The sequence below is a fragment of the Mesorhizobium sp. WSM4806 genome, from assembly GCF_055811635.1.
In genome coordinates, this window is the sequence record NZ_JBVVQZ010000014.1 from 189,062 (window position 1) to 208,977 (window position 19,916).

The following is a 19,916-nucleotide window of genomic DNA, read 5'->3' on the forward strand; positions in this document are numbered from 1 at the left end:
CTCAGGTGTCCAGATGTCTCAGGTTGAAAGGACGGTTCTGGCGCGTTCGAGATCGTCCGGCGTGTCGACGCCGAACGGCGCCGACTGCACGATCTCGGCGTCGATGCGCATGCCGGCCTCCAGCGCCCGCAATTGCTCGAGCTTCTCGCGCCGTTCCAGCGGCGACGGCTTCAGCGCGACGAAGCGCTCGAGCGCCGAGCGGCGATAGGCATAGAGGCCGATGTGATGATAGAGCGGCCCCTCGCCCCAGGGTGCGGTGGCGCGGGTGAAATAGAGGGCCCGCAACCGTGTCTCCGACAGCGGCGAGCCGACGATCTTGACGACATTCGGATTGGTCTTTTCCTCGTCGCGGACGATCTCGATGCCAAGAGTGGCGATGTCGACCGTCGCATCCTCGAAAGGCCTCAGTGCGGCATTGATGATGTCGGGATCGATTGTCGGCAGGTCGCCCTGCACATTGACGATCGTTTCGACCTTGCGCCCGGGATCCAGCGTGGCCAGCGCCTCGAAGATGCGGTCGGAGCCCGATTCGTGGCCGACGCGCGTCATCACCGCCTCGAAACCGTGCGTCCGCACCGCGTCCGCCACGCTGTCAGTATCGGTAGCGACCACCACCCGGCCGAGCCCGGCCTCGGCGGCGCGGCGGGCGACATGGACGATCATCGGAACGCCGGCGATGTCGGCCAGCGGCTTGCCCGGCAGGCGGGTTGAGGCCATGCGGGCCGGGATGAGGATCAGCGTGGACATCGGGTGATGAAGCATCCGAAAAAGAGGAAGGGAAAAGTGGCAAAAGGTCTCACTGGAAGCGCCCTTATAGGTGTTGCAACGCCAGAGCAAAAGACCTAGTTTCCGCCCGATTTGACCGCCTCGCGGGGTGGTTCACGATTACCGACGGACGGAGTGGACGGATCGGTCCGCCGGAAAAGGGAGCCTGGGGCGTATGGACTCTTTCGAAATCAACAAGCTGATCGGCGGCCTGCTCGGAACCGTGTTCGTCGTCTTCTCGGTCGGCATCATATCCGACGCGCTGTTCGCCTCCCCAGCACCGGAAAAACCCGGCTACGCCATCGAGGCGACCGAGGAGCCTGCCGAGGGCGGCCCGGCAGCCCCCGCCGAAGCCAAGCCGATCGCCGACCTCCTGGCCAACGCCAATGTCGAGGCGGGTGCGTCCGTGTTCAAGAAGTGCCAGGCCTGCCACACCGGCGAAAAAGGTGGACCGAACAAGGTCGGCCCTGATCTCTGGGATATCGTCGACCGTCCCATCGCCGAGCATGCGGGCTTCGCCTATTCGGCCGGCATGAAAGAGTTTTCCAAGGGCGGCGCGGAAAAATGGACGTACGACCACCTCAATAACTTTCTGCTTTCGCCGAAGAAGCTGGTGAAGGGCACGGCGATGGGCTTCGCCGGCCTGCCGAAGGACGAGGACCGCGCCAACGTCATCGCCTATCTGCGCACGCTGTCGGACAATCCGAAGCCGCTGCCGACACCCGGCGCTTCGGCCGAGAATGCAGCCGCGCCCGCCGAAGGCGCGGCGCCGGCCAAGCCGGCAGAGGGTGCGGCACCGGCCGCACCAGCTCCGGCCCCTGCTGCTCCCGCACCGGCTCCAGCGCAATAACGCAATTGTCATGGACAAACTCTTAGAAAAGCCGGGTTCAGCCCGGCTTTTTCAATTGGGAAAGCGCATGTGCGGCGACAAAGCCGGCCTGTCGCGGTTTTCATGAGCGTCAAATGAACTAGATTGTCCGCTAACAGCTATCGCACAGAGGAGAAGGCATGACGGTTGGCCGAACGTTTCTCAGATCGATGCTGGTTGTGGCGGCTTTTGCCGGCGGCCCGCAGGCAGCCTTGGCGGATGAATGGCGCACCACCTCGTCGCTGATCGGCGACTCCAAATATGGCGACAACTTCCAGCACTATGATTACGTCAATCCGAACGCGCCGAAGGGCGGCTCGCTGAATTCGGTGGTGCTTGGCACGTTCGACAGCTTCAATCCCTATATCGTCCAGGGTTCCGCCGCGGCTGGCTTCGCCCCGTTCGGCGGCGGATTGCTCTACGACACGCTGATGGAGCAGGCGACTGACGAAGGCAGCGTCAGCCATCCGCTGATCGCCGACGCCTACAAACATCCCGACGACTATTCGTCGGCGACCTACCGACTTGATCCGCGGGCCAAATGGCATGACGGCAAGCCGATCACCACCGACGATGTAATCTGGTCGTTTCAGGTGCTGAAGGCCAATAGCCCGATGTACAGCCGCTATTTCGAGAATGTCACCGATGCGGTCGCGGTTTCCGACCGCGAGGTGGAATTCCATTTCGACCAGAAGGGCAACCGGGAACTGCCCAAGATTCTCGGCGATCTCGTCGTGCTGCCAAAGCACTGGTGGGAAGGTACCGACGCCACCGGCAAGAAGCGCGACATCACCAGGCCGACGCAGGAGCCGCCGCTGGGGTCGGCCGCGTACAAGATCGCCAGCTTCAAGCCGGGCTCTGAAATCATCTGGCAGAGGGTTCCGGACTACTGGGGTGTCAAGCTGCCGGTGAAGATCGGCCGAGAAAATTTCGACAGGCAGCGTTTCAGCTACTTTCTCGACGACAATGCCGCCTGGCAGGCCTTCACCAAGGGCGGACTGCATGACATCAGGTCGGAAAACAGTTCGAGGCGTTGGAACACCGCCTATAATTTCCCGGCGGTCCAGGCCGGCGACGTTATCAAGCAGGAATTCAAGACCGCCTCACCCGAACCGATGCAGGCCTTCATGCTCAACACGAGGCGTCCGCTGTTTGGGGATCGTCTGGTGCGCGCCGCGCTGACTTACCCGCTCGACTTCGAGGCCATGAATCGTACCTTGTTCTTCGGTTCCAACACCCGTACCAGCAGTTACTTCCAAGGCACCGAACTGGCATCGAGCGGCCTGCCGCAAGGCAAGGAGCTGGAAATCCTTGAGCAATATCGCGACAAGCTGCCGCCCGAAGTCTTCACCCAGGAATTCAAGCTGCCGGTCTACGATTCGCCGCAGGCGGAACGCAAGTATCTCAAGACTGCGGTCGATCTCTTCGCCAAGGCGGGCTGGGTGATCAAGGGCGGCAAGATGGTCAATGCCAAGACAGGCGAGCCGTTCAAGTTCGAAATCCTCGGCTGGAACGATACCGACCAGGTCCTTTCCAGTCCCTATATCGCCAATCTGCGCAAGATCGGCGTCGACGCCACGCTGCGGCTGATCGACCAGACCCAATACATCAACCGCGTCAACAATTTCGATTTCGACGTCACCATATCGCAGTTGGGGCAGTCGGATTCGCCTGGCAACGAGCAGCGTGACTTCTGGAGTTCCAAGTCCGCAGACACGCCTGGATCGCGCAACTATGCCGGCATCAAGAATCCGGTCGTCGATGCGCTGGTCGACCGCGTCATCTTCGCGACCGACCGTGACGATCTGGTTGCTGCCACCCATGCGCTCGACCGGGTGCTGCTGTGGAATTACTATGTCGTGCCGCAACACCATCGGTCGGCGGTCTGGATAGCGTACTGGAATAAGTTCGGCATCCCGGAAAAGCAGCCGGCCTATAGCGGCGTCGACCAGAATTCCTGGTGGATCGATGCGGACAAGGAAAAGGCGCTGGCGGCAAAATACAAGAGTGGCAATTGATGGCGGCGCTCCCCCGCCGCGTCTCGCTGGCCCGCCGCGACTTTCTGGCCTTGGGCGTCGCGGCCACGACGGCAGCGCTGTTGCCCGGCCGCGCCTTCGCCGCCATCCCGACGGGGGTCAAGCTGCATGGTCTGTCGGCCTTCGGCGACCTCAAATATTCCCCAGGTTTCACGCATTTCGACTATGTCAATCCGGACGCGCCCAAGGGCGGCCAGATGAATTTCGCACCGCCGAACTCCATCTTCAATCAGAGCTTCCTGACGTTCAACACGCTGAATTCGCTGGTGTTGAGAGGGGAATCGCCGCCGCGCACCGAACTCTGTTTCGATTCGCTGATGGCTAGCGCACTCGATGAGCCGGATGCGGTCTATGGCCGGCTTGCCGAGTCGGTTACCTTGTCGCCGGACCGCAATGGCTTCCGCTTCAGCCTGCGACCGCAAGCACGCTTCCACGACGGCTCGCCAATGACCGCGGAGGACGTCGCCTTCGCATTGAAGTTTTACAAGGACAAGGGCCATCCGAACCTCTCCCAGGCGTTGCGGCATATGACGGAAGCGGTTGCGGCCGATCCGGTTACCGTGGACCTCACCTTCAACGGCAAACAATCCGCGCAGAATATCCTTGCGATCGTCGCCATGCCGATCGTGTCCAAAGCCTTTTATACGGTCAATGATTTCGATGCCTCGACGATGACACCGCCGCTCGGCTCCGGACCCTACAAAATAGGGCGCGTGGCGGCCGGACAGACCGTCGAATATGAGCGCGTCGCCGACTATTGGGGCAGGGATCTGGCCGTGAACCGCGGCGTCTATAATTTCGACCGCATCCGCATCGATTTTTACATCAATCGCCAGGCAGCGTTTGAAGCCCTGAAGAAGGGGGACACGCATTTTCGCGAAGAATTTACCTCGCGGGTATGGGCAACCGGTTACGACTTTCCGGCACTGAAGGACGGCCGGGTCGTCAAACGCGAATTTTCCGGCGAGAAAACGCCATCCATGCAGGCTGTCGCGCTGAACCAGCGTCGTGCTCAATTCCGCGATGTGCGCGTCAGACGCGCGATCGCCAATTGCTTCGATTTCGAATGGACCAAGCGGGTTCTGTTTTACGGCGCCTACGAGCGCTCGCAATCGAATTTCGAGCGGTCGGATTACAAGGCCGAGGGCCTGCCCTCGCCCGAGGAATTGGCCCTGCTGGAGCCGTTCCGAGCCGAGTTGCCGCCGGAAACCTTCGGCGAGGCGGTGATGCAGCCTGTCTCCGACGGTTCGGGCCACGACCGCAAGCTGCTGCGCGCGGCTTCGAGACTGCTTGCCGAAGCCGGCTGGAAGCGGGCGGGCAATTTCGTTGTCAATGAAAAGGGCGAGCCACTGCGGGTGGAAATGCTGGCCGAGGACGACGGCATCGTTCGGCTTTTGTCGCCGTGGGCCGAGAACATGAAAACGATCGGCATCGACGCTTCGATCCGGCAGGTCGATTCGACGCAATATGAACAGCGGCAGAGCAATTTCGATTTCGATTTCACCCTGCTCGCCTGGTCGATCGGGGCGACGCCGACTGCCGACGGCCTGGAGATACTCTACGATTCGCGGATGGCGAAAACGCCGGGGATGCGAAATTATCCCGGCACGGAAAGCAAGGCCATCGATGCACTGATCGAGGCAGCCGGCAAGGCGCAGAGCCGGGTCGAACTGATCACGGCGCTCAAAGCGCTCGATCGGGTCTTGCGCGCGCGGCTAGACTGGATTCCAACATATTATCTCGCGAATCACCGAGTCGCCTATTGGGACATGTTCGGCTTTCCCGAGCAGAAGCCCGATTTCGGCTTTCCGGTCGAGGCGCTGTGGTGGTTCGACAAGGACAAGGCGGCAAAGATTGGCAAAGGGTGACTTTCTTGCAGGCGTCGGCGCCGCCCCTCACCTGCCTGCCGGCATCCTCTCCCCGTTTAGTGACGGGGAGAGGGGTGCCTTCATCGATGATTTCGCGAATATCCAATGTTGCAGAACATGCGCCAAGACTGCGGCCAGCTTCTTTCTCCCCGTCACTAAACGGGGAGAAATGTCCGGCAGGACAATGAGGGGCGGCGCTGGCGTCGATAATTGGTCTGAGGCGGTGCTCCTCCTCAAGGAGGACAACGCCTGATGGGCGCCTATATCCTGCGCCGCATCCTGCTGATGATCCCGACCTTGTTCGGCATCATGGCGGTGTCTTTCGCCGTCATCCAGTTCGCGCCGGGCGGGCCGGTCGAACAGGTCATCGCCAGGCTGACCAACCAGGGCGGCAGCGATCGCCTTGGCGGCGGCGGTGGTGACGCCGGCGCCAGCAATTTCGACGTGGCTGGCGAAGCCGGTTCGAGATATCGCGGCGCGCAAGGGCTCGACCCCGAGTTCATCGCCAAGCTGGAAAAGCAGTTCGGCTTCGACAAGCCACCGCTCGAGCGCTTCGGCATGATGCTGTGGAACTACATCCGGTTCGATTTCGGCGACAGCTATTTCCGCGACATCTCGGTGATCGATCTGATCCTGGAGAAGATGCCGGTGTCGATCTCGATCGGGCTGTGGATCACGCTGCTGTCATACCTGATCTCGATCCCGCTCGGCATCCGCAAGGCAGTCAAGGATGGCTCGGCATTCGACGTATGGACCAGCGGCGTCGTCATTGTCGGCTACGCCATCCCGGGCTTCCTGTTCGGCATCCTGCTGATGGTGCTGTTTGCCGGCGGATCGTTCTACGACTGGTTTCCGCTGCGCGGCATCACCTCCGACAATTGGGACCAGCTGTCCTGGCCGGCGAAGATCGTCGACTATCTCTGGCACATGACCTTGCCGCTGACGGCGCTGGTGCTGTCGGCCTTCGCCACCACGACGCTGCTGACCAAGAATTCGTTCCTCGAGGAAATCCGCAAGCAGTATGTGGTGACCGCGCGCGCCAAGGGCCTGTCGGAACGGAAGGTTCTCTACGGCCACGTCTTCCGCAACGCCATGCTGATCGTCGTCGCCGGCTTTCCCGGCGCCTTCATCTCGGCCTTCTTCACCGGCTCGCTGCTGATCGAGAACATCTTTTCGCTCGATGGCCTCGGCCTGCTCGGTTTCAGGTCGGTGGTCGAGCGCGACTATCCGGTGGTGTTCGCCAATCTCTACATCTTCTCGCTGCTTGGCCTGATCGTCGGGCTGCTGTCCGACCTGATCTATACCTGGGTCGACCCGCGCATCGACTTCGAGCGGAGGGACGTCTGATGGCCGGTGCCGCAGCCGAAACGGCGCCGGAGCGGATCGCACGGCCCTGGCTGTCGCCGCTCAACCAGCGGCGGCTGCAGAATTTCAAGGCCAACCGGCGCGGCTACTGGTCGTTGTGGATATTCCTCGTGCTTTTCGTGCTGTCGCTGTTTTCCGAATGGATCGCCAACGACAAGCCGGTCCTCGTCTCCTACAAGGGCGAAATCCTGTTTCCGGTCGTGGTCGCTTATCCCGAGGAGAAGTTCGGCGGCTTTTATGCGGTCACCGACTACCGCGACCCGGTCATCCAGGACGAGATCAATGCCCATGGCTGGATGATCTGGCCACCGGTCCGCTACTCCTACCGGACCGTCAACAACGCCATCCCGGAGGCGGCGCCGACCAAGCCGTCCTGGCTCTATGACGTCCAGACACGTTGCAACCAGTATCCGCAAGGTGCCGCCGACCCCAATTGCGTCATCGGCAACTGGAACTGGCTGGGCACCGACGACCAGGCCCGCGACGTGCTGGCGCGCGTCATCTACGGATTCAGGGTCTCGGTGCTGTTCGGCCTTATCCTCACCGCCGGCTCGGCGGTGATCGGCGTCACGGCCGGCGCATTGCAGGGTTATTTCGGCGGCTGGACCGACCTTGTGTTCCAGCGCTTCATAGAAATCTGGTCGGCGATCCCGGTGCTTTATCTGCTCCTCATCGTCGCCGCCATCCTGCCGCCCGGCTTCTTCATCCTGCTCGGGCTGATGCTGCTGTTCTCCTGGGTGGCGCTGGTCGGCGTGGTGCGGGCCGAGTTCCTGCGCGCCCGCAACTTCGAATATGTCAACGCCGCGCGCGCGCTGGGCGTACCCAACGGTACTATCATGTTTCGGCATCTGTTGCCCAACGCCATGGTGGCGACGCTGACCTTCCTGCCCTTCCTGCTCAGCGGCTCGATCTCGACGCTGACCTCGCTCGACTACCTTGGCTTCGGCCTGCCGCCCGGCTCGGCCTCGCTGGGCGAGCTCCTCAAGCAGGCGCAGCGCAACCTCAACGCGCCATGGCTGGGCATTTCCGGCTTCGTCGTCATCTCGCTGATGCTGTCGCTGCTGGTCTTCGTCGGCGAAGCGACCCGCGACGCCTTCGATCCGCGCAAGACGTTCAGATGAGCGAAGCCCCTCTCCTTTCGGTGCGCGACCTCAGTGTCGCCTTCGCGCAGGAAGGCCGCCAGTCGATGGCCGTCGACCACATCTCCTTCGACATCGCCAAGGGCGAGACGGTGGCGCTGGTCGGCGAATCCGGCTCCGGCAAGTCGGTCTCGGCGCTGTCGGTGCTGAAGCTGCTGCCCTATCCCGCCGCCAGCCATCCGTCGGGAAAGATCCTGTTCCAGGGCGCCGACCTGCTCGCTGCCGACGAGAAGGCATTGCGCCGCGTGCGCGGCAACAAGATCACCATGATCTTTCAGGAGCCGATGACCTCGCTCAACCCGCTGCACACCATCGAGCAGCAGATCGTCGAGGTGCTGACGCTGCACCAGGGCCTGGGTGACCGCCAGGCCAAGGCGCGCACCCTGGAGTTGCTCAACGAGGTCGGCATCCGCGAGCCGGAGAAGCGGCTCGACGCTTATCCGCACCAGCTTTCCGGCGGTCAGCGCCAGCGCGTCATGATCGCCATGGCGCTGGCCAACGAGCCGGAACTGCTGATCGCCGACGAGCCGACGACGGCACTCGACGTCACCGTGCAGGCGCAGATCCTCGAACTGCTTGCGGAGCTGAAGAGCCGCAAGGGCATGTCGATGCTGTTCATCACCCATGATCTCGGCATCGTCAGAAAGATCGCCGACCGAGTCTGTGTGATGACCAAGGGCAAGATCGTCGAGACCGGGCCAACGAAAGAAATCTTCGCCAGCCCGCAGCACAGCTATACGCGGCACCTTTTGGCGGCCGAACCGAAGGGCAAGCCGCCGGCCGCCAACGCGGCCGCCAGGCCAGTGATGACCGGCCAGGACATAAAAGTCTGGTTTCCGATCAAGAAAGGCTTTTTCCGGCGCACCGTCGACAATGTGAAGGCGGTCGACGGCATCGACGTCACTGTGCGCGCCGGCCAGACGCTCGGCGTCGTCGGCGAATCCGGCTCGGGCAAGACGACGCTCGGCCTGGCGCTGGCCAGGATGATCTCGTCGACCGGGACCATCCAGTTCAACGGGCGCGACATCAACGAGCTGTCATTCAACGCCATGCGGCCGCTGCGGCGCGAACTGCAGATCGTCTTCCAGGATCCGTTCGGGTCGTTGAGCCCGCGCATGTCGGTGTCCGAGATCATCGAGGAAGGGCTGAAGATCCACGAACCGAAGCTGTCGCCCGATGAGCGCGACAAGCGCATTGTCGATGTGCTCGGGGAAGTCGGGCTCGATCCCGCCACGCGCAATCGCTATCCGCACGAGTTTTCCGGCGGCCAACGCCAGCGTATCGCCATCGCCCGCGCCATGGTGCTCAACCCGCGCTTCGTCATGCTGGACGAGCCGACCTCGGCGCTCGACATGAGCGTCCAGGCGCAGGTGGTCGACCTCCTGCGCAGCCTGCAGGCGAAGCACGACCTCGCCTATCTGTTCATCAGCCACGATCTGAAGGTCATCCGTGCGCTTGCCAACGACGTCATCGTCATGCGCAATGGCAGGATCATCGAAGCCGGCCCGTCCGAACAGATTTTCGAACGGCCGCAGACCGACTATACCAAGGCGCTGATCTCGGCCGCATTCAGGATCGAAACGGCGCCGGTCGGCATCGTCAGCGAGTAGCCTGTACCCGCATAAAGGAAAACGAACCCGCCATGGAAAAAGGCCGCGTCCTGCTTGCCCTCACCGGTATCCATCCAGGCCGTTGGCGCGAACTCTTATCGACCGAACGCGAGGTGGCGCTCGAGCCGGAAGGCGCCAGCGATCCTTCAATCACCTATGCGGTGGTTTGGAAGCAGCGGCCGAACCTTCTGTCGTCCCTGCCCAATCTGCGCGTTGTCTTTTCGATCGGCGCCGGCGTCGACCACATCTTCGCCGATCCCACCTTGCCCGACGTGCCGATCGTCAAGGTCGTGGCCGACAATTTGACCCACTACATGACTGAATATGTCGTCTGGCGGGTGCTCGATCACCATCGCCAGGGCATGCTCTACCGGTCGCAGCAGCAAAAGAAGATCTGGCACGAGCCGCCGCAGCGGCCGGCCGGCGACATCTCCGTCGGCATCATGGGGCTCGGCACGCTTGGCCGCGCGGCAGCGTCGGTGCTTTTGTCGCTCGGCTTTGCGGTCAATGGCTGGTCGCGCAGCGAGCGGCCGATGGACGGCGTTGCAACCTATGCGGGTGAGGCCGGATTGATCCCCTTCCTCAACGCCACCGACATTCTGGTGGTGCTTTTGCCACTCACTGCGCAGACGCATGGCATCATCAACTATGGCGTGCTGAAGGAGTTGAGGAAACGCAACGGCCTAGGCGGCTCGGTGCTGATCAATGCCGGGCGCGGCAAGTTGCAGAAGGACGCCGACATTCTGCGTGCGCTAGAGGACGGCACACTCAAGGAAGCAAGCCTCGACGTGTTCGAGGTCGAGCCGCTGCCGAAGACCAGCCGGCTATGGAGCCACCCAAAGGTCTTAGTGACGCCGCATGCGGCGGCGACCTCCGATCCCGTGCATCTGGTGCCGATCATGCTGCGCCAGATGGCCGCCTTCGAGCGCGGCGAGAAGCTCGAGAACGTCGTCGATCGCAACGCGGGGTATTAACCCGGCTTGCCACATTCGCGGCGGGCGATCGACCGGTTCATGGCGTCGATCCGGCCACTTGCCTGTTCGACGTCGCGCTGGGCCTTGGAACGGGCATCCGGCGTGAACGGGCCGAGGCCCACCCCGGGATCGGAGAAGGACGGCTTGGCATCCTGCGGAAGGCGGTATTGCTGCGCCAGCCGGTTTCGTTGCGCCACCAATTGATCGCAAGGCACGCTGTCATATTGCAGCGAGGACTGGACATTCGCGTCCTGTCGCTCGGCGATCGAGGTGCCGACGCAACCGGCTATTGCCAGGCAAGATGCCAAGACCACCAAGTTCCAGCGCATGCAACGTCCTCCTTGTCGGTGTCCTGCCCTTTCGGGCATGCGAATCGGACTTTTTCGCAGCCGCCGCCACGTGTGGCGCAGGTGAACGAAAAGGGTCGCCGGACAAGGCCTGATGCGATTTCGTGATGGAGATCCCGCCGACAGTTGCCTGTATGCCGAGTCAGCAGTCACTTGCAACAGGCTTCCCGCGCCGGAATTAGCAACTATCTTGGAGCCATGCGCGCCAGCGACCTGCTTCACCCTCGGCCCGAGGGCCTTTATTGCCCGCCCGGCGATTTCTTCATCGATCCGGTGCGGCCGGTCAGCCGGGCGCTGATCACACACGGCCATTCCGACCATGCCCGTTCCGGCCACCGCTCGGTGCTGGCTACACAACAGACGCTGGACATCATGCGGCTGCGCTACGGCGAGGGTTTTGCCGGGACGACGCAAGCGGCAGCACTTGGCGAGGCGATTGCGCTGAACGGCGTCACCATAACCTTCCATCCGGCCGGCCATGTGCTGGGCTCGGCGCAGATCGAGGTCGTGCATCAGGGCTCATGCATCGTCGCTTCGGGCGACTACAAGCGCCAGAGGGACGCGACTTGCGAGCCGTTCGAACCGGTCAAGTGCGACGTGTTCATCACCGAGGCGACTTTCGGCCTGCCGGTGTTCCGTCATCCGCCCGATACCGAAGAGATCGCCCGCCTGCTGAAATCGACGGCGCAGTTTCCCGAACGCGCGCATCTGGTCGGCGCCTATGCGCTCGGCAAGGCGCAGCGCGTCATGCGCTTGCTGCGCGACGCCGGCTACGACAGGCCGATCTACATCCACGGCGCGCTGATCAAGCTCAGCGACTACTATCAGAGCCAAGGCATCGAGCTCGGGACGCTGGAGCCGGCGACCGTCGAAAGCAGTGGCAAGGAGGATTTCTCCGGCGCCATCGTCGTCGGCCCGCCATCGGCGTTCGCCGACCGCTGGGCGCGGCGCTTTCCCGATCCGATCTCATGCTTTGCCTCCGGCTGGATGCGCATCCGCCAGCGCGCCAAGCAGGGCGGCGTCGAGTTGCCGCTGATCGTTTCCGACCATGCCGACTGGGACGAACTGGCCGCCACGATAAGGGAAACCGGCGCCGGGGAAATCTGGGTGACGCATGGCCGCGAGGAGGCCCTGGTGCGCTGGTGCGAACTCGAAGGCATCGCTGCCAGGCCGCTGCATCTCGTCGGCTATGAGGATGAGGGCGATTGATGGTGGTCACGGCCGATGTAGCGCTTCACGGCGGCGCGACAGAACGCAAGGCTGGCCCATTGGCGCGGCCCGCATTATGAACCGCTTCGCCGAACTCCTCGACCGCCTCGTGCTGACGCCGTCGCGCAACGGCAAGCTGAAGCTGTTGAGCGATTATTTCCGCAGGGTCGAGGATCCGGATCGCGGTCTGGCGCTGGCTGCCATCACCGGCGACCTGACCATCGCGGCGGTCAAGCCGGCGATGCTGCACGCGCTGGTCATGGAGCGCATGGACCCGGTGCTGTTCGGCTATTCCTACGACTATGTCGGCGACCTGGCGGAGACGGTGTCGCTGGTCTGGCCGCAATCGCCGGCGGATATCGCCAACCATGAGCCGACGCTCGCCGAGGTCGTCGCGAAATTGCAGGCGGCGAGCCGTTCCGATGGGCCGAAGGTGCTGGCCCGGCTGCTCGACAGCGCCAGCATCTCGGCGCGCTTCGCCATCATCAAGCTGGTCACCGGCGGCCTGCGCATCGGCGTTTCGGCGCGTCTGGCCAAGCAGGCGCTGGCCGATCTCGGCAAGGTCGACGTCGCCGAGATCGAAGAACTCTGGCATGGGCTGACACCGCCCTATGCCGAGCTGTTCGCGTGGTTGGAAGGCAACGCGGAAAAACCCAAAAAGACAGCGCTGGCGCTGTTCCGGCCGGTGATGCTGTCCAACCCGATCGGTGACGGCGACCTCGAAAAGCTCGACCCGGCCGACTATGCCGCCGAGTGGAAGTGGGACGGTATCCGCGTCCAGGCGGTATCGGAAGGCGGCATTCGCCGGCTCTATTCGCGCACTGGCGACGATGTTTCCGGGGCTTTTCCTGACCTCGCAGAGGCGATGGATTTCTCCGCCACCCTCGACGGCGAGCTTCTGGTCGGCGATCCCCGGCAGGCGACCGGCACGTTCTCGGACCTGCAGCAACGGCTGAACCGCAAGAGCGTGAGACCGAAGATCCAGCAGCAATACCCGGCCTTCATGCGCTGCTACGACGTGCTTCAGATCGGCGACGAGGACTTGCGCATGCACCCTTTCCGCGAGCGGCGCGGCCGCCTCGAAGGCTTCGTGCAGACGCTCGATCCGAGCCGCTTCGATCTTTCGCCGCTTGTCGAATTCTCCGACTGGCAGGCGCTGGAGGAATTGCGCCGCAAGCCGCTGCATCCGGTGATCGAAGGCGTGATGCTGAAGCGCTGGGATTCGCCCTATCTCACCGGCCGGCCGAAAGGTCCATGGTTCAAATGGAAGCGCGATCCGCACACAATCGACGCCGTGCTGATGTATGCCCAGCGCGGCCACGGCAAGCGTTCGAGTTTCTATTCCGACTACACGTTTGGCGTGTGGTCCGGCCCGGAAGGATCGGAGGAACTGGTGCCGGTGGGGAAAGCCTATTTCGGCTTCACCGACGAGGAACTGAGGCAGATCGACAAATATGTCCGCGACAACACGATCGAGCGCTTCGGCCCGGTCCGCTCGGTGCGGGCCGACCGCAGACAAGGCCTGGTGCTGGAGGTGGCGTTCGAAGGGCTTAACCGCTCGACACGGCACAAATCCGGTGTCGCCATGCGCTTTCCGCGCATTTCACGGCTGCGCTGGGACAAGCCGGCGGCCGAAGCCGACCGCATCGAGACGCTGCAGGCGCTGCTCGATAGTTAGAGCGACGTGCGTCCAATTGGACGCACAAAGTACGCTCTAACAGTTATAATCTACGCATCGTGCTTTCCGAAAATCGATTCCGATTTTCGGGCCGATGCGTTGAGGCTCAAGGAACAATCGCGACGCGGATCTCGTAGATGTCGACCGACTTGCCCTGCTTGTCGAAGTCGGAATTGATGGCGATGGTGCCGGCAGCGCCCGGACGCTTGTCGGGAAACCGCACATCGAAGAGGTATTCGTTGCGCTCGTGGCCGACCGCGTAGCGCTTGCGGCCGCAGTCGCCGAGTTCGCCGAAATTGCAGTCGACGGAGATCTGCGTCTCCTGGCCCTCCTCGGAGCGGGCGATGATGTCGAACGTGGCGTGCTTGCCGGCGAGTTTGTCCAAGACCCCTTGCTCGACGTCGAAGCTGATCGCCGAACCGGAGGCGCCCGACCGGATGCGCAGGAAAGAACCGCTGTCGTCCTGCATGACTTCGGCCTTGGCGTCCGAAGGCGCGCTGACAAGCGTCGGGTCGCTGGGTGAAAACACATTGATCCAGTCGCGCTCCGCCTCGCCGGAGTTCAGCGGCGGGGCGGTGTCGCCTGGCGGCGTGAAATCATCGTCTTCCACCGTCGGTGGCGTTTGCGGCGGGGCGGTGTCGAGTTCGGCCGCCGACTTGAAGACGCCGGTCTGGGCAGCGAAATAGAGGCCGATGCCGGCGGCTGCGAGCAGCGTCACGCCGAGGAAGATCGCGGTGAGAGGCAGGCGGGGGCCTCTCACCCGCCTGTCGTCGCGGTCGGGCATCACCTCTGCGTCGCCGTCTCCGGCCGATCGGGGGGACGACAAGTCGATCTCCGGCGCATCGGGAAAAGCCGCTTCGGGCATGATGTCGGGAACGACCGGCAAGACGCGCGAGCGCGGCGCATAGGAAGCTGGGGGGGCGTCGGAAGCAAGAGGCGCGACCGATGCAGGAGGCTCCGCCGGACCGTCGACAACGACCTCGGGCGGCGGCGCCGGTTCAGCGTCGGCGCCGGCATCCGGTTCGGCATCGGCATGGGGTTCGGCATCGGCATCGGCGTCGCTGCCAGCCGGCTGCTCCACATCCGGTGCTGCAGAGTCGTCATCGGTCGGCCGGCCGACAGCGGGAACCGCCGGCAGGAATTCGGATTCGATTTCGGTTATCTTGGCCTGCACCGCCTTGCGGCGCTTGATGGCGACTTCCACCGTCACGTTCGGGTTGGCCTGCAGGGCACGATCAAGTGCGGCGAAGGCCGATCGGTAGACCCGCTCGCGAAACGCGCGGTCTTCGGCATTGCCTTTCTCGAAGGCATTCCGGATCGCTTTTTCGATCGCGTCCAACGGGGACCCCCTGCACGTAATGGTCACATTGTCATGATCGTTAGCCGCAGGCGACCGATCAATCAACGGGCCAGCGGCCGCATTCTGCCTTGGCGATGCATCCAAAGCCGATTTCGGCGGTTTTCGGTAAAGGAATCAACATTTTTCGCCGGTTTCCCGATGCAGCGCCAACGCGACGTCGCACAACCTGGCGTTGAAGCTTCGCACAACCGCATGGCCGATCGGTGCGGCGGTCGCTTATAGGCCCGGGATGAGCCGGCACGAATTGCCAAGTCCCATCTTGAATTTGTGGCGGGTTGCGTCTATCACCCAGCGCATCTTGGAGGCCTTGGCTTCCCGGGCCGCTTTAGCTCAGTTGGTAGAGCACATCATTCGTAATGATGGGGTCAGGTGTTCGAGTCACCTAAGCGGCACCAGTTTTCTCTTCGCAAAATCAATTGCTTAGTTGATGGCCGGTTTTGCCCGCATCCGCGAAAATCATCCGGGGCACCGCAGGGGCACCCCCAGACGCATTTTCAGCCCCGAAATAATATTTTTGCTCCAGGCCCTGACTTTCGGGCAGACTTGCGGAAAGTCCAGATCCTTTCGCGGGCGATGTGACATCACCAAAACCTTGGCCAAAGCGACGGACAGCGAGCCCCTGGTCGACCAGACCTTGCGGGGCGGCTCGCGACTGCGGATTTCTGTCCAGCAGCCATCTACTCACCATCTATTTTAGACACCCTGACAGTTTCCATGAGGCGGTCAGACGACGCTGGCCAGCTTCGACATTTGGGGCGAGGCAAAGTCTGGCCGACTGCTCGAATGAAATTCAGGCTGCGGCGTGCACGGCAGGGAAACGGAGTGATGGGTTGCCCATGGAAAGCAAAACTGGGAGCGCATTTTTCCAATGTTTTCCCCGGTGTGGGAATTCCCACAGCCGAGCCTGGTCCGACTGGCATATCCTTGTTTGCAACATCCAGGCCTGCGCAGAAGCCATAAGGTGTCCCGCGATGGGTCAATAAGTCTGGCACGGCAGTTGCATGGTCAGGTATGGGGGAATGGGGCGGAGGCCCGTCGCTTCGCAAATGTAGCGGCGGGTCTTCTGCATAGAGGTCGCGTCCCAGTCTACGCGCTGCCGTCCGTCTCGCTTTCCTCGTCTATCGCCCGGACCGGCAGTAAGCAGCTGTAGGTATCGGCGAAGTCGAGATCGAGGAAGACAGGGAGTGTCTACGAAGTGGTCCTCGATGCGCTGCGGCCAAGCGACCTATTAACCGGAAACCTGTTAACTAAATTGGCCTAAGCCATTGGCTCTTATAAAGCTTTTTGAACTAACTCCCCCTCGGGAGCATGCGCGAAATTACATTCCGAATAGGGGGTAATGGCCGCGATTACCACGCTATAGCAACGGGCCGTTCTGATAGCGGTGCAGGTGGCGAATTTTTGCAACGGCCCTACGGGAAACACTCAAAAGGTTCAAAAGCCTAAGATTTGGCCGCTATCCCGCTAAATGAAAAGCCCGCCACCGTGAGGCAGCGGCGGGCTTAGGCAGTTTTTGCCGGGGTTCAGTGATGGTCGCCCAACCCGCGTTTTCTACGGGGTTGCTTCGTAATCGGATGCGCTGCAAGAAACGCCTCGTCCGCCGCGATGAGCTTGGCGACTTCATCCGCACTGATCGGCAGGTATCGGTCCTTTGCGGCTTCTCGTTTTCATTGGACGGCCAGGAGATCGGGCGCTGGAACTCGGATTTGATCGGCCACAGCCTGCCGGCTCCTGTCGACGCTGATCATCCGTTTGTCAGAATAGGCGCTAGATCGATCCTCGTCCTCTAGGACGTACATCGCGTGAATGCTTTTCTCTTGCCAGTAAGCCGTTTCCGCTCTTGCCAGGCTGGTGACAGCATCAGCCTTGCGCCAAGGTAGGCGGCGCGCCTGACGCATGAGCTGATTGTGGTGTCGATGAGGACGGCATCGGGCAGCGGATCAAGGCACTGCTGCACGAATGCAGCCAGCGCCTTTGTCTTGACGCCGGCGCTCATGCCTTGCCCGGCTCCCAGCGAAACTCTTTCTCCAATTTCTGCTTTTTTGTGCGGGGCCGCAGTTCAACAACCGTACCGTCCCGCGCGGGAGTTGGTAAGATATTCATCGCGAGAGCTAACGCTTCATGCAAGCCTTGCCGGATGCCACCATCTTGGTCGAACACCCAAACTGAAGGTTCGGTTCTCAGAATGCGTGTTGGCTTTTTAGCCTCGTCGAATTCTAAAGTTGCAGATAGAACCCGCTGCCTGGTGCCGGCATATTGGGGCAGAGTATCCTTGCCGATATTAGGCCTTCGACTAGCCGGAGCGACATGCGCAGAGGCTCCCCTTCATTGGGAAAAAGGTAGTGTCGGGACATTCAACTGCTCTCCATCGAAGCGCGGACTCACAGACATGTAGTTCTTACCGCACCTAGCACTACATTCGACGTGCACGTGACCGGCTTGGGACGCGGCGGCGGCTCGTTTACCGGCCGATTGGCGGATATGCTCGTGCGACATTGCACATAGGCATCCGTTCCGACTCGCGCGCCAAGCAATCGGCAATAGGCGTCGTCCTGAGGAGCCATTGATCTATTCATGAGGTATTGGCGAAGCGCCGGCTTGTTACTCGCGAGTAATGTAGCGGAGCCTTCGTCCATGCCCTGCTGCTGTAGCCACGCAACTGTTTTGGACTTGCCGTCGGATTGGCATCCGCCGATGGCGCATAGAAATATCACCATCCAAATCTTAGCCACCCACGTTCCCCCAAGTCGCCTAAATCACTAAGTCACCTAAATCGTGCAGGTCAGACCTCGCATAGGCAAGGCTTCCTACGCTTCCTACCGAAGAGCGCGGCAGAATAGCTATGGTCGTCACCGTCAGCCGGGAGGAGTGTAGAGCGGCTCTGCGCATCGATGAACCAAGCACTGGCCATCGCGCGTCGGCACAAACCCTACCGCTGGGATTAACGACCAGTCGCACGCATTGCTGTACCGGCGGACGTAGAGGGCATAGGTGTTCGGTCCGGTGGTCAGCACCGCCGAGCCTTGGCTCTGGATTAGCGCCTGCGTCTGTTGGCAGGTCATGGCGCGGGTGTCCGGCCTGGCCTGGGCGAGGTTGGTGAAGGCAAGCATGACCGCTGCCGAGGTCAACGCAATCCGGCGAATGGACATGACGAGACTCCATGATGAGCCATTTGGTTGACAAACTCGCATGTCGCAGGGCAGCTGTGCAATGGCGGCCTCCAAATCGGAATTCCGGACTGGAGCAAACTGCCCGCCCCGTGCGCACCTGACGGCGTGCCGCGGACCATCTGGCAGCATAACCATGACCTTCGCCGGCTACCGACTAAAAGTGACTATCTGGGATAGTTCGGCGATGTCGCCGTAGATCATCGAACCTTTGACGAGAAAACACTTATCACCGAGGACGTCGAAGAGTGAGCTTGACGCGGTGCAAACCGGCAGATTCTTCGAATTGGCGTACGTACCGAGCGTCGCGGTTTCGACCTTACGGTCCGCGGCTTCGGCATAGCTGACGCTGATCGCGAGGATAGCGAAAGCAAGGTGGCTCGGGGATAAGTAAGCTCGCGACATGCATCAAAATAGCACCGGCCCTTGATAGGCTTCGTCCATCGATTGGATGAAGCGGTCCATTATATTAGCCATCACTTGACTAAGGTGCCGGCCACCCTCAGCCCCTTCGTTCGAAAGTTGGCTTCCAATCGCGATTGCGTGCCCGCTGCTGGCCTTCGTAGTCAGGAATGCATGTGAAGAACACCTGCCGGCGGTCACGGCCGGCAGCCTTGCAATTTGAGCAGACAAAGAGCCCGACCAGGTCGTCATGCATCGAGCCGTGGGCGCGGCCAAGCCTGTCAATCAGCGCCTGGATGTCGAGCTTAGCACATCGGGTGTCCGCAATTGACATAGATGCTTTCGCGGGCGGCCAGAGTGTCGGCGAGGTCTTTTGAGGCATGGCGATTCTCCGTTGAAGGGCTCGCCGCAACGGGAGGAATATAATCCTGAGATTAGCGCCGGCAAGCTCGCCCGACGGCTTTTCAACCGCTAGCTTTCATCCCAAAAATCCTGCAGCGAGGGCGTGGCGCAAGTCTTCCTCGCCGCGTAGGTGCTTGACGCGGGCCTTGATGCCCGGCTTGACCCACTGCGTTGCCGGCCGCTTTGGCATATCCTTGGGCGGTGGCCCGGCATGTTCCTGCACGCGCTTCCACAACCGCTCCTGCATCTCGCGGTTGACGCTCACAAACGCACTGCCGACATAGTTCCTGGTGCCTGGCTCAGCCATCAGAGCAAACGCCGGCTGCCCCTCTCGCGTTCAACTCCGAGAGGCTCGAACTCGCTTTCGGTGAAGGACTTGGTTTTCAGCCAATTGGTGGTCGGACCGCTGCGATATTTGCTGTCTCGACGCTTCGATACCATCCCCTCCAGGCCGGTAGCGTCGATCAGATGATAGATCGCATTAGCCTCGCCTGGCATCGTCTTGCTGAACCGGATTCGACTATCAGACCCTATAAGGCCGGCCAGGATTTCCCGCCGATCCTCCAGTGCCATGTCGCGCAAGTCGTGGCCGTTGAGATGCAGCAGATCGAACGCGACGAAATAGAGGTCGTGCTGGCGCCTGGTGATTGCCTTGCGCAGCGCGGCAAAATCCGAAAGGCCAGCCTCATTCAAGACGACGACTTCGCCGTCGATGATGGCGTTCTG

The 19,916-nt window shown here is 61.8% G+C and carries 18 protein-coding genes and 1 tRNA gene; 11 read left to right on the top strand and 8 right to left on the bottom strand.

Annotation, left to right across the window (positions count from 1 at the left end):
* Positions 1-18 precede the first annotated feature (18 nt).
* Positions 19-747 (bottom strand): 3-deoxy-manno-octulosonate cytidylyltransferase, encoded by a 729-nt coding sequence (locus AC0L2M_RS21880; protein ID WP_027151656.1) that lies wholly within the window; start codon positions 745-747, stop codon positions 19-21.
* Positions 748-940: 193 nt separating this feature from the next.
* Here AC0L2M_RS21880 and AC0L2M_RS21885 point away from each other — a divergent pair, with 193 nt between their 5' ends.
* The 7 genes from AC0L2M_RS21885 (at position 941) to AC0L2M_RS21915 (ending at position 10,625) form a co-directional block, all read left to right on the top strand.
* Positions 941-1,615 carry a c-type cytochrome gene (locus AC0L2M_RS21885; RefSeq protein WP_287226851.1) on the top strand — a complete coding sequence of 225 codons (675 nt, stop codon included), beginning with the start codon at positions 941-943 and terminating at the stop codon, positions 1,613-1,615.
* 158 nt (positions 1,616-1,773) lie between these two features.
* Positions 1,774-3,651, top strand: coding sequence for an extracellular solute-binding protein (locus tag AC0L2M_RS21890; protein ID WP_473535856.1), 1,878 nt, complete (start codon positions 1,774-1,776; stop codon positions 3,649-3,651).
* Positions 3,651-5,537, top strand: coding sequence for an extracellular solute-binding protein (locus AC0L2M_RS21895; RefSeq protein ID WP_473535857.1), 1,887 nt, complete (start codon positions 3,651-3,653; stop codon positions 5,535-5,537). The genes AC0L2M_RS21890 and AC0L2M_RS21895 overlap by 1 nt, the downstream gene beginning before the upstream one ends.
* A 252-nt stretch (positions 5,538-5,789) precedes the next feature.
* Positions 5,790-6,884, top strand: a complete 1,095-nt coding sequence (locus tag AC0L2M_RS21900) for a microcin C ABC transporter permease YejB (RefSeq protein WP_128174061.1) — start codon at positions 5,790-5,792, stop codon at positions 6,882-6,884.
* Positions 6,884-8,023: an ABC transporter permease gene (locus AC0L2M_RS21905; protein WP_473535858.1), complete on the top strand. Its 1,140-nt coding sequence runs from the start codon at positions 6,884-6,886 to the stop codon at positions 8,021-8,023. The genes AC0L2M_RS21900 and AC0L2M_RS21905 overlap by 1 nt, the downstream gene beginning before the upstream one ends.
* A complete protein-coding gene (locus tag AC0L2M_RS21910) occupies positions 8,020-9,651 on the top strand; it encodes an ABC transporter ATP-binding protein (RefSeq protein WP_473535859.1) in 1,632 nt (543 codons plus the stop codon). Before AC0L2M_RS21905 ends, AC0L2M_RS21910 begins: the two co-directional genes overlap by 4 nt.
* Before the next feature lie 32 nt (positions 9,652-9,683).
* Complete coding sequence (locus tag AC0L2M_RS21915) at positions 9,684-10,625, top strand: 2-hydroxyacid dehydrogenase (RefSeq protein ID WP_128174064.1); 942 nt, start codon at positions 9,684-9,686, stop codon at positions 10,623-10,625.
* On the opposite strand, the gene AC0L2M_RS21920 is transcribed toward AC0L2M_RS21915, so the two are convergent.
* Positions 10,622-10,954, bottom strand: coding sequence for a hypothetical protein (locus AC0L2M_RS21920; protein ID WP_023802068.1), 333 nt, complete (start codon positions 10,952-10,954; stop codon positions 10,622-10,624). The genes AC0L2M_RS21915 and AC0L2M_RS21920 overlap by 4 nt on opposite strands.
* Before the next feature lie 216 nt (positions 10,955-11,170).
* On the opposite strand from AC0L2M_RS21920, the gene AC0L2M_RS21925 reads away from it, so the two are divergent.
* Together AC0L2M_RS21925 and AC0L2M_RS21930 are read left to right on the top strand one after the other, a co-directional pair.
* Positions 11,171-12,181, top strand: coding sequence for a ligase-associated DNA damage response exonuclease (locus tag AC0L2M_RS21925; protein ID WP_473535860.1), 1,011 nt, complete (start codon positions 11,171-11,173; stop codon positions 12,179-12,181).
* A gap of 76 nt (positions 12,182-12,257) precedes the next feature.
* The gene (locus AC0L2M_RS21930) at positions 12,258-13,859 is read left to right on the top strand and encodes a cisplatin damage response ATP-dependent DNA ligase (RefSeq protein ID WP_473535861.1); all 1,602 of its coding nucleotides are present in this window, start codon (positions 12,258-12,260) and stop codon (positions 13,857-13,859) included.
* Positions 13,860-13,965: 106 nt separating this feature from the next.
* On the opposite strand, the gene AC0L2M_RS21935 is transcribed toward AC0L2M_RS21930, so the two are convergent.
* Positions 13,966-15,198, bottom strand: coding sequence for a hypothetical protein (locus tag AC0L2M_RS21935; RefSeq protein WP_473535862.1), 1,233 nt, complete (start codon positions 15,196-15,198; stop codon positions 13,966-13,968).
* Between the two features lie 340 nt (positions 15,199-15,538).
* On the opposite strand from AC0L2M_RS21935, the gene AC0L2M_RS21940 reads away from it, so the two are divergent.
* Both AC0L2M_RS21940 and AC0L2M_RS21945 read left to right on the top strand, forming a co-directional pair.
* Positions 15,539-15,614, top strand: a tRNA-Thr gene (locus AC0L2M_RS21940).
* A 1,134-nt stretch (positions 15,615-16,748) separates the two neighbouring features.
* A complete protein-coding gene (locus tag AC0L2M_RS21945; RefSeq protein WP_473535863.1) occupies positions 16,749-17,009 on the top strand; it encodes a hypothetical protein in 261 nt (86 codons plus the stop codon).
* Here the strand turns inward: AC0L2M_RS21945 and AC0L2M_RS21950 are convergent.
* From AC0L2M_RS21950 to AC0L2M_RS21970, 5 genes are all read right to left on the bottom strand, one after another.
* On the bottom strand, positions 17,006-17,215 hold the full coding sequence (locus AC0L2M_RS21950) for a hypothetical protein (protein ID WP_473535864.1): 210 nt from the start codon (positions 17,213-17,215) through the stop codon (positions 17,006-17,008). The genes AC0L2M_RS21945 and AC0L2M_RS21950 overlap by 4 nt on opposite strands.
* Positions 17,216-18,074: 859 nt before the next feature.
* On the bottom strand, positions 18,075-18,368 hold the full coding sequence (locus tag AC0L2M_RS21955; protein WP_473535865.1) for a hypothetical protein: 294 nt from the start codon (positions 18,366-18,368) through the stop codon (positions 18,075-18,077).
* 520 nt (positions 18,369-18,888) lie between these two features.
* Positions 18,889-19,122: a hypothetical protein gene (locus tag AC0L2M_RS21960; RefSeq protein WP_473535866.1), complete on the bottom strand. Its 234-nt coding sequence runs from the start codon at positions 19,120-19,122 to the stop codon at positions 18,889-18,891.
* Between the two features lie 144 nt (positions 19,123-19,266).
* On the bottom strand, positions 19,267-19,497 hold the full coding sequence (locus AC0L2M_RS21965; RefSeq protein ID WP_473535867.1) for a hypothetical protein: 231 nt from the start codon (positions 19,495-19,497) through the stop codon (positions 19,267-19,269).
* The coding region (locus AC0L2M_RS21970) for an ATP-dependent DNA ligase (RefSeq protein ID WP_473535868.1) at positions 19,497-19,916 on the bottom strand (420 nt) is incomplete at its 5' end. The genes AC0L2M_RS21970 and AC0L2M_RS21965, both read right to left, overlap by 1 nt.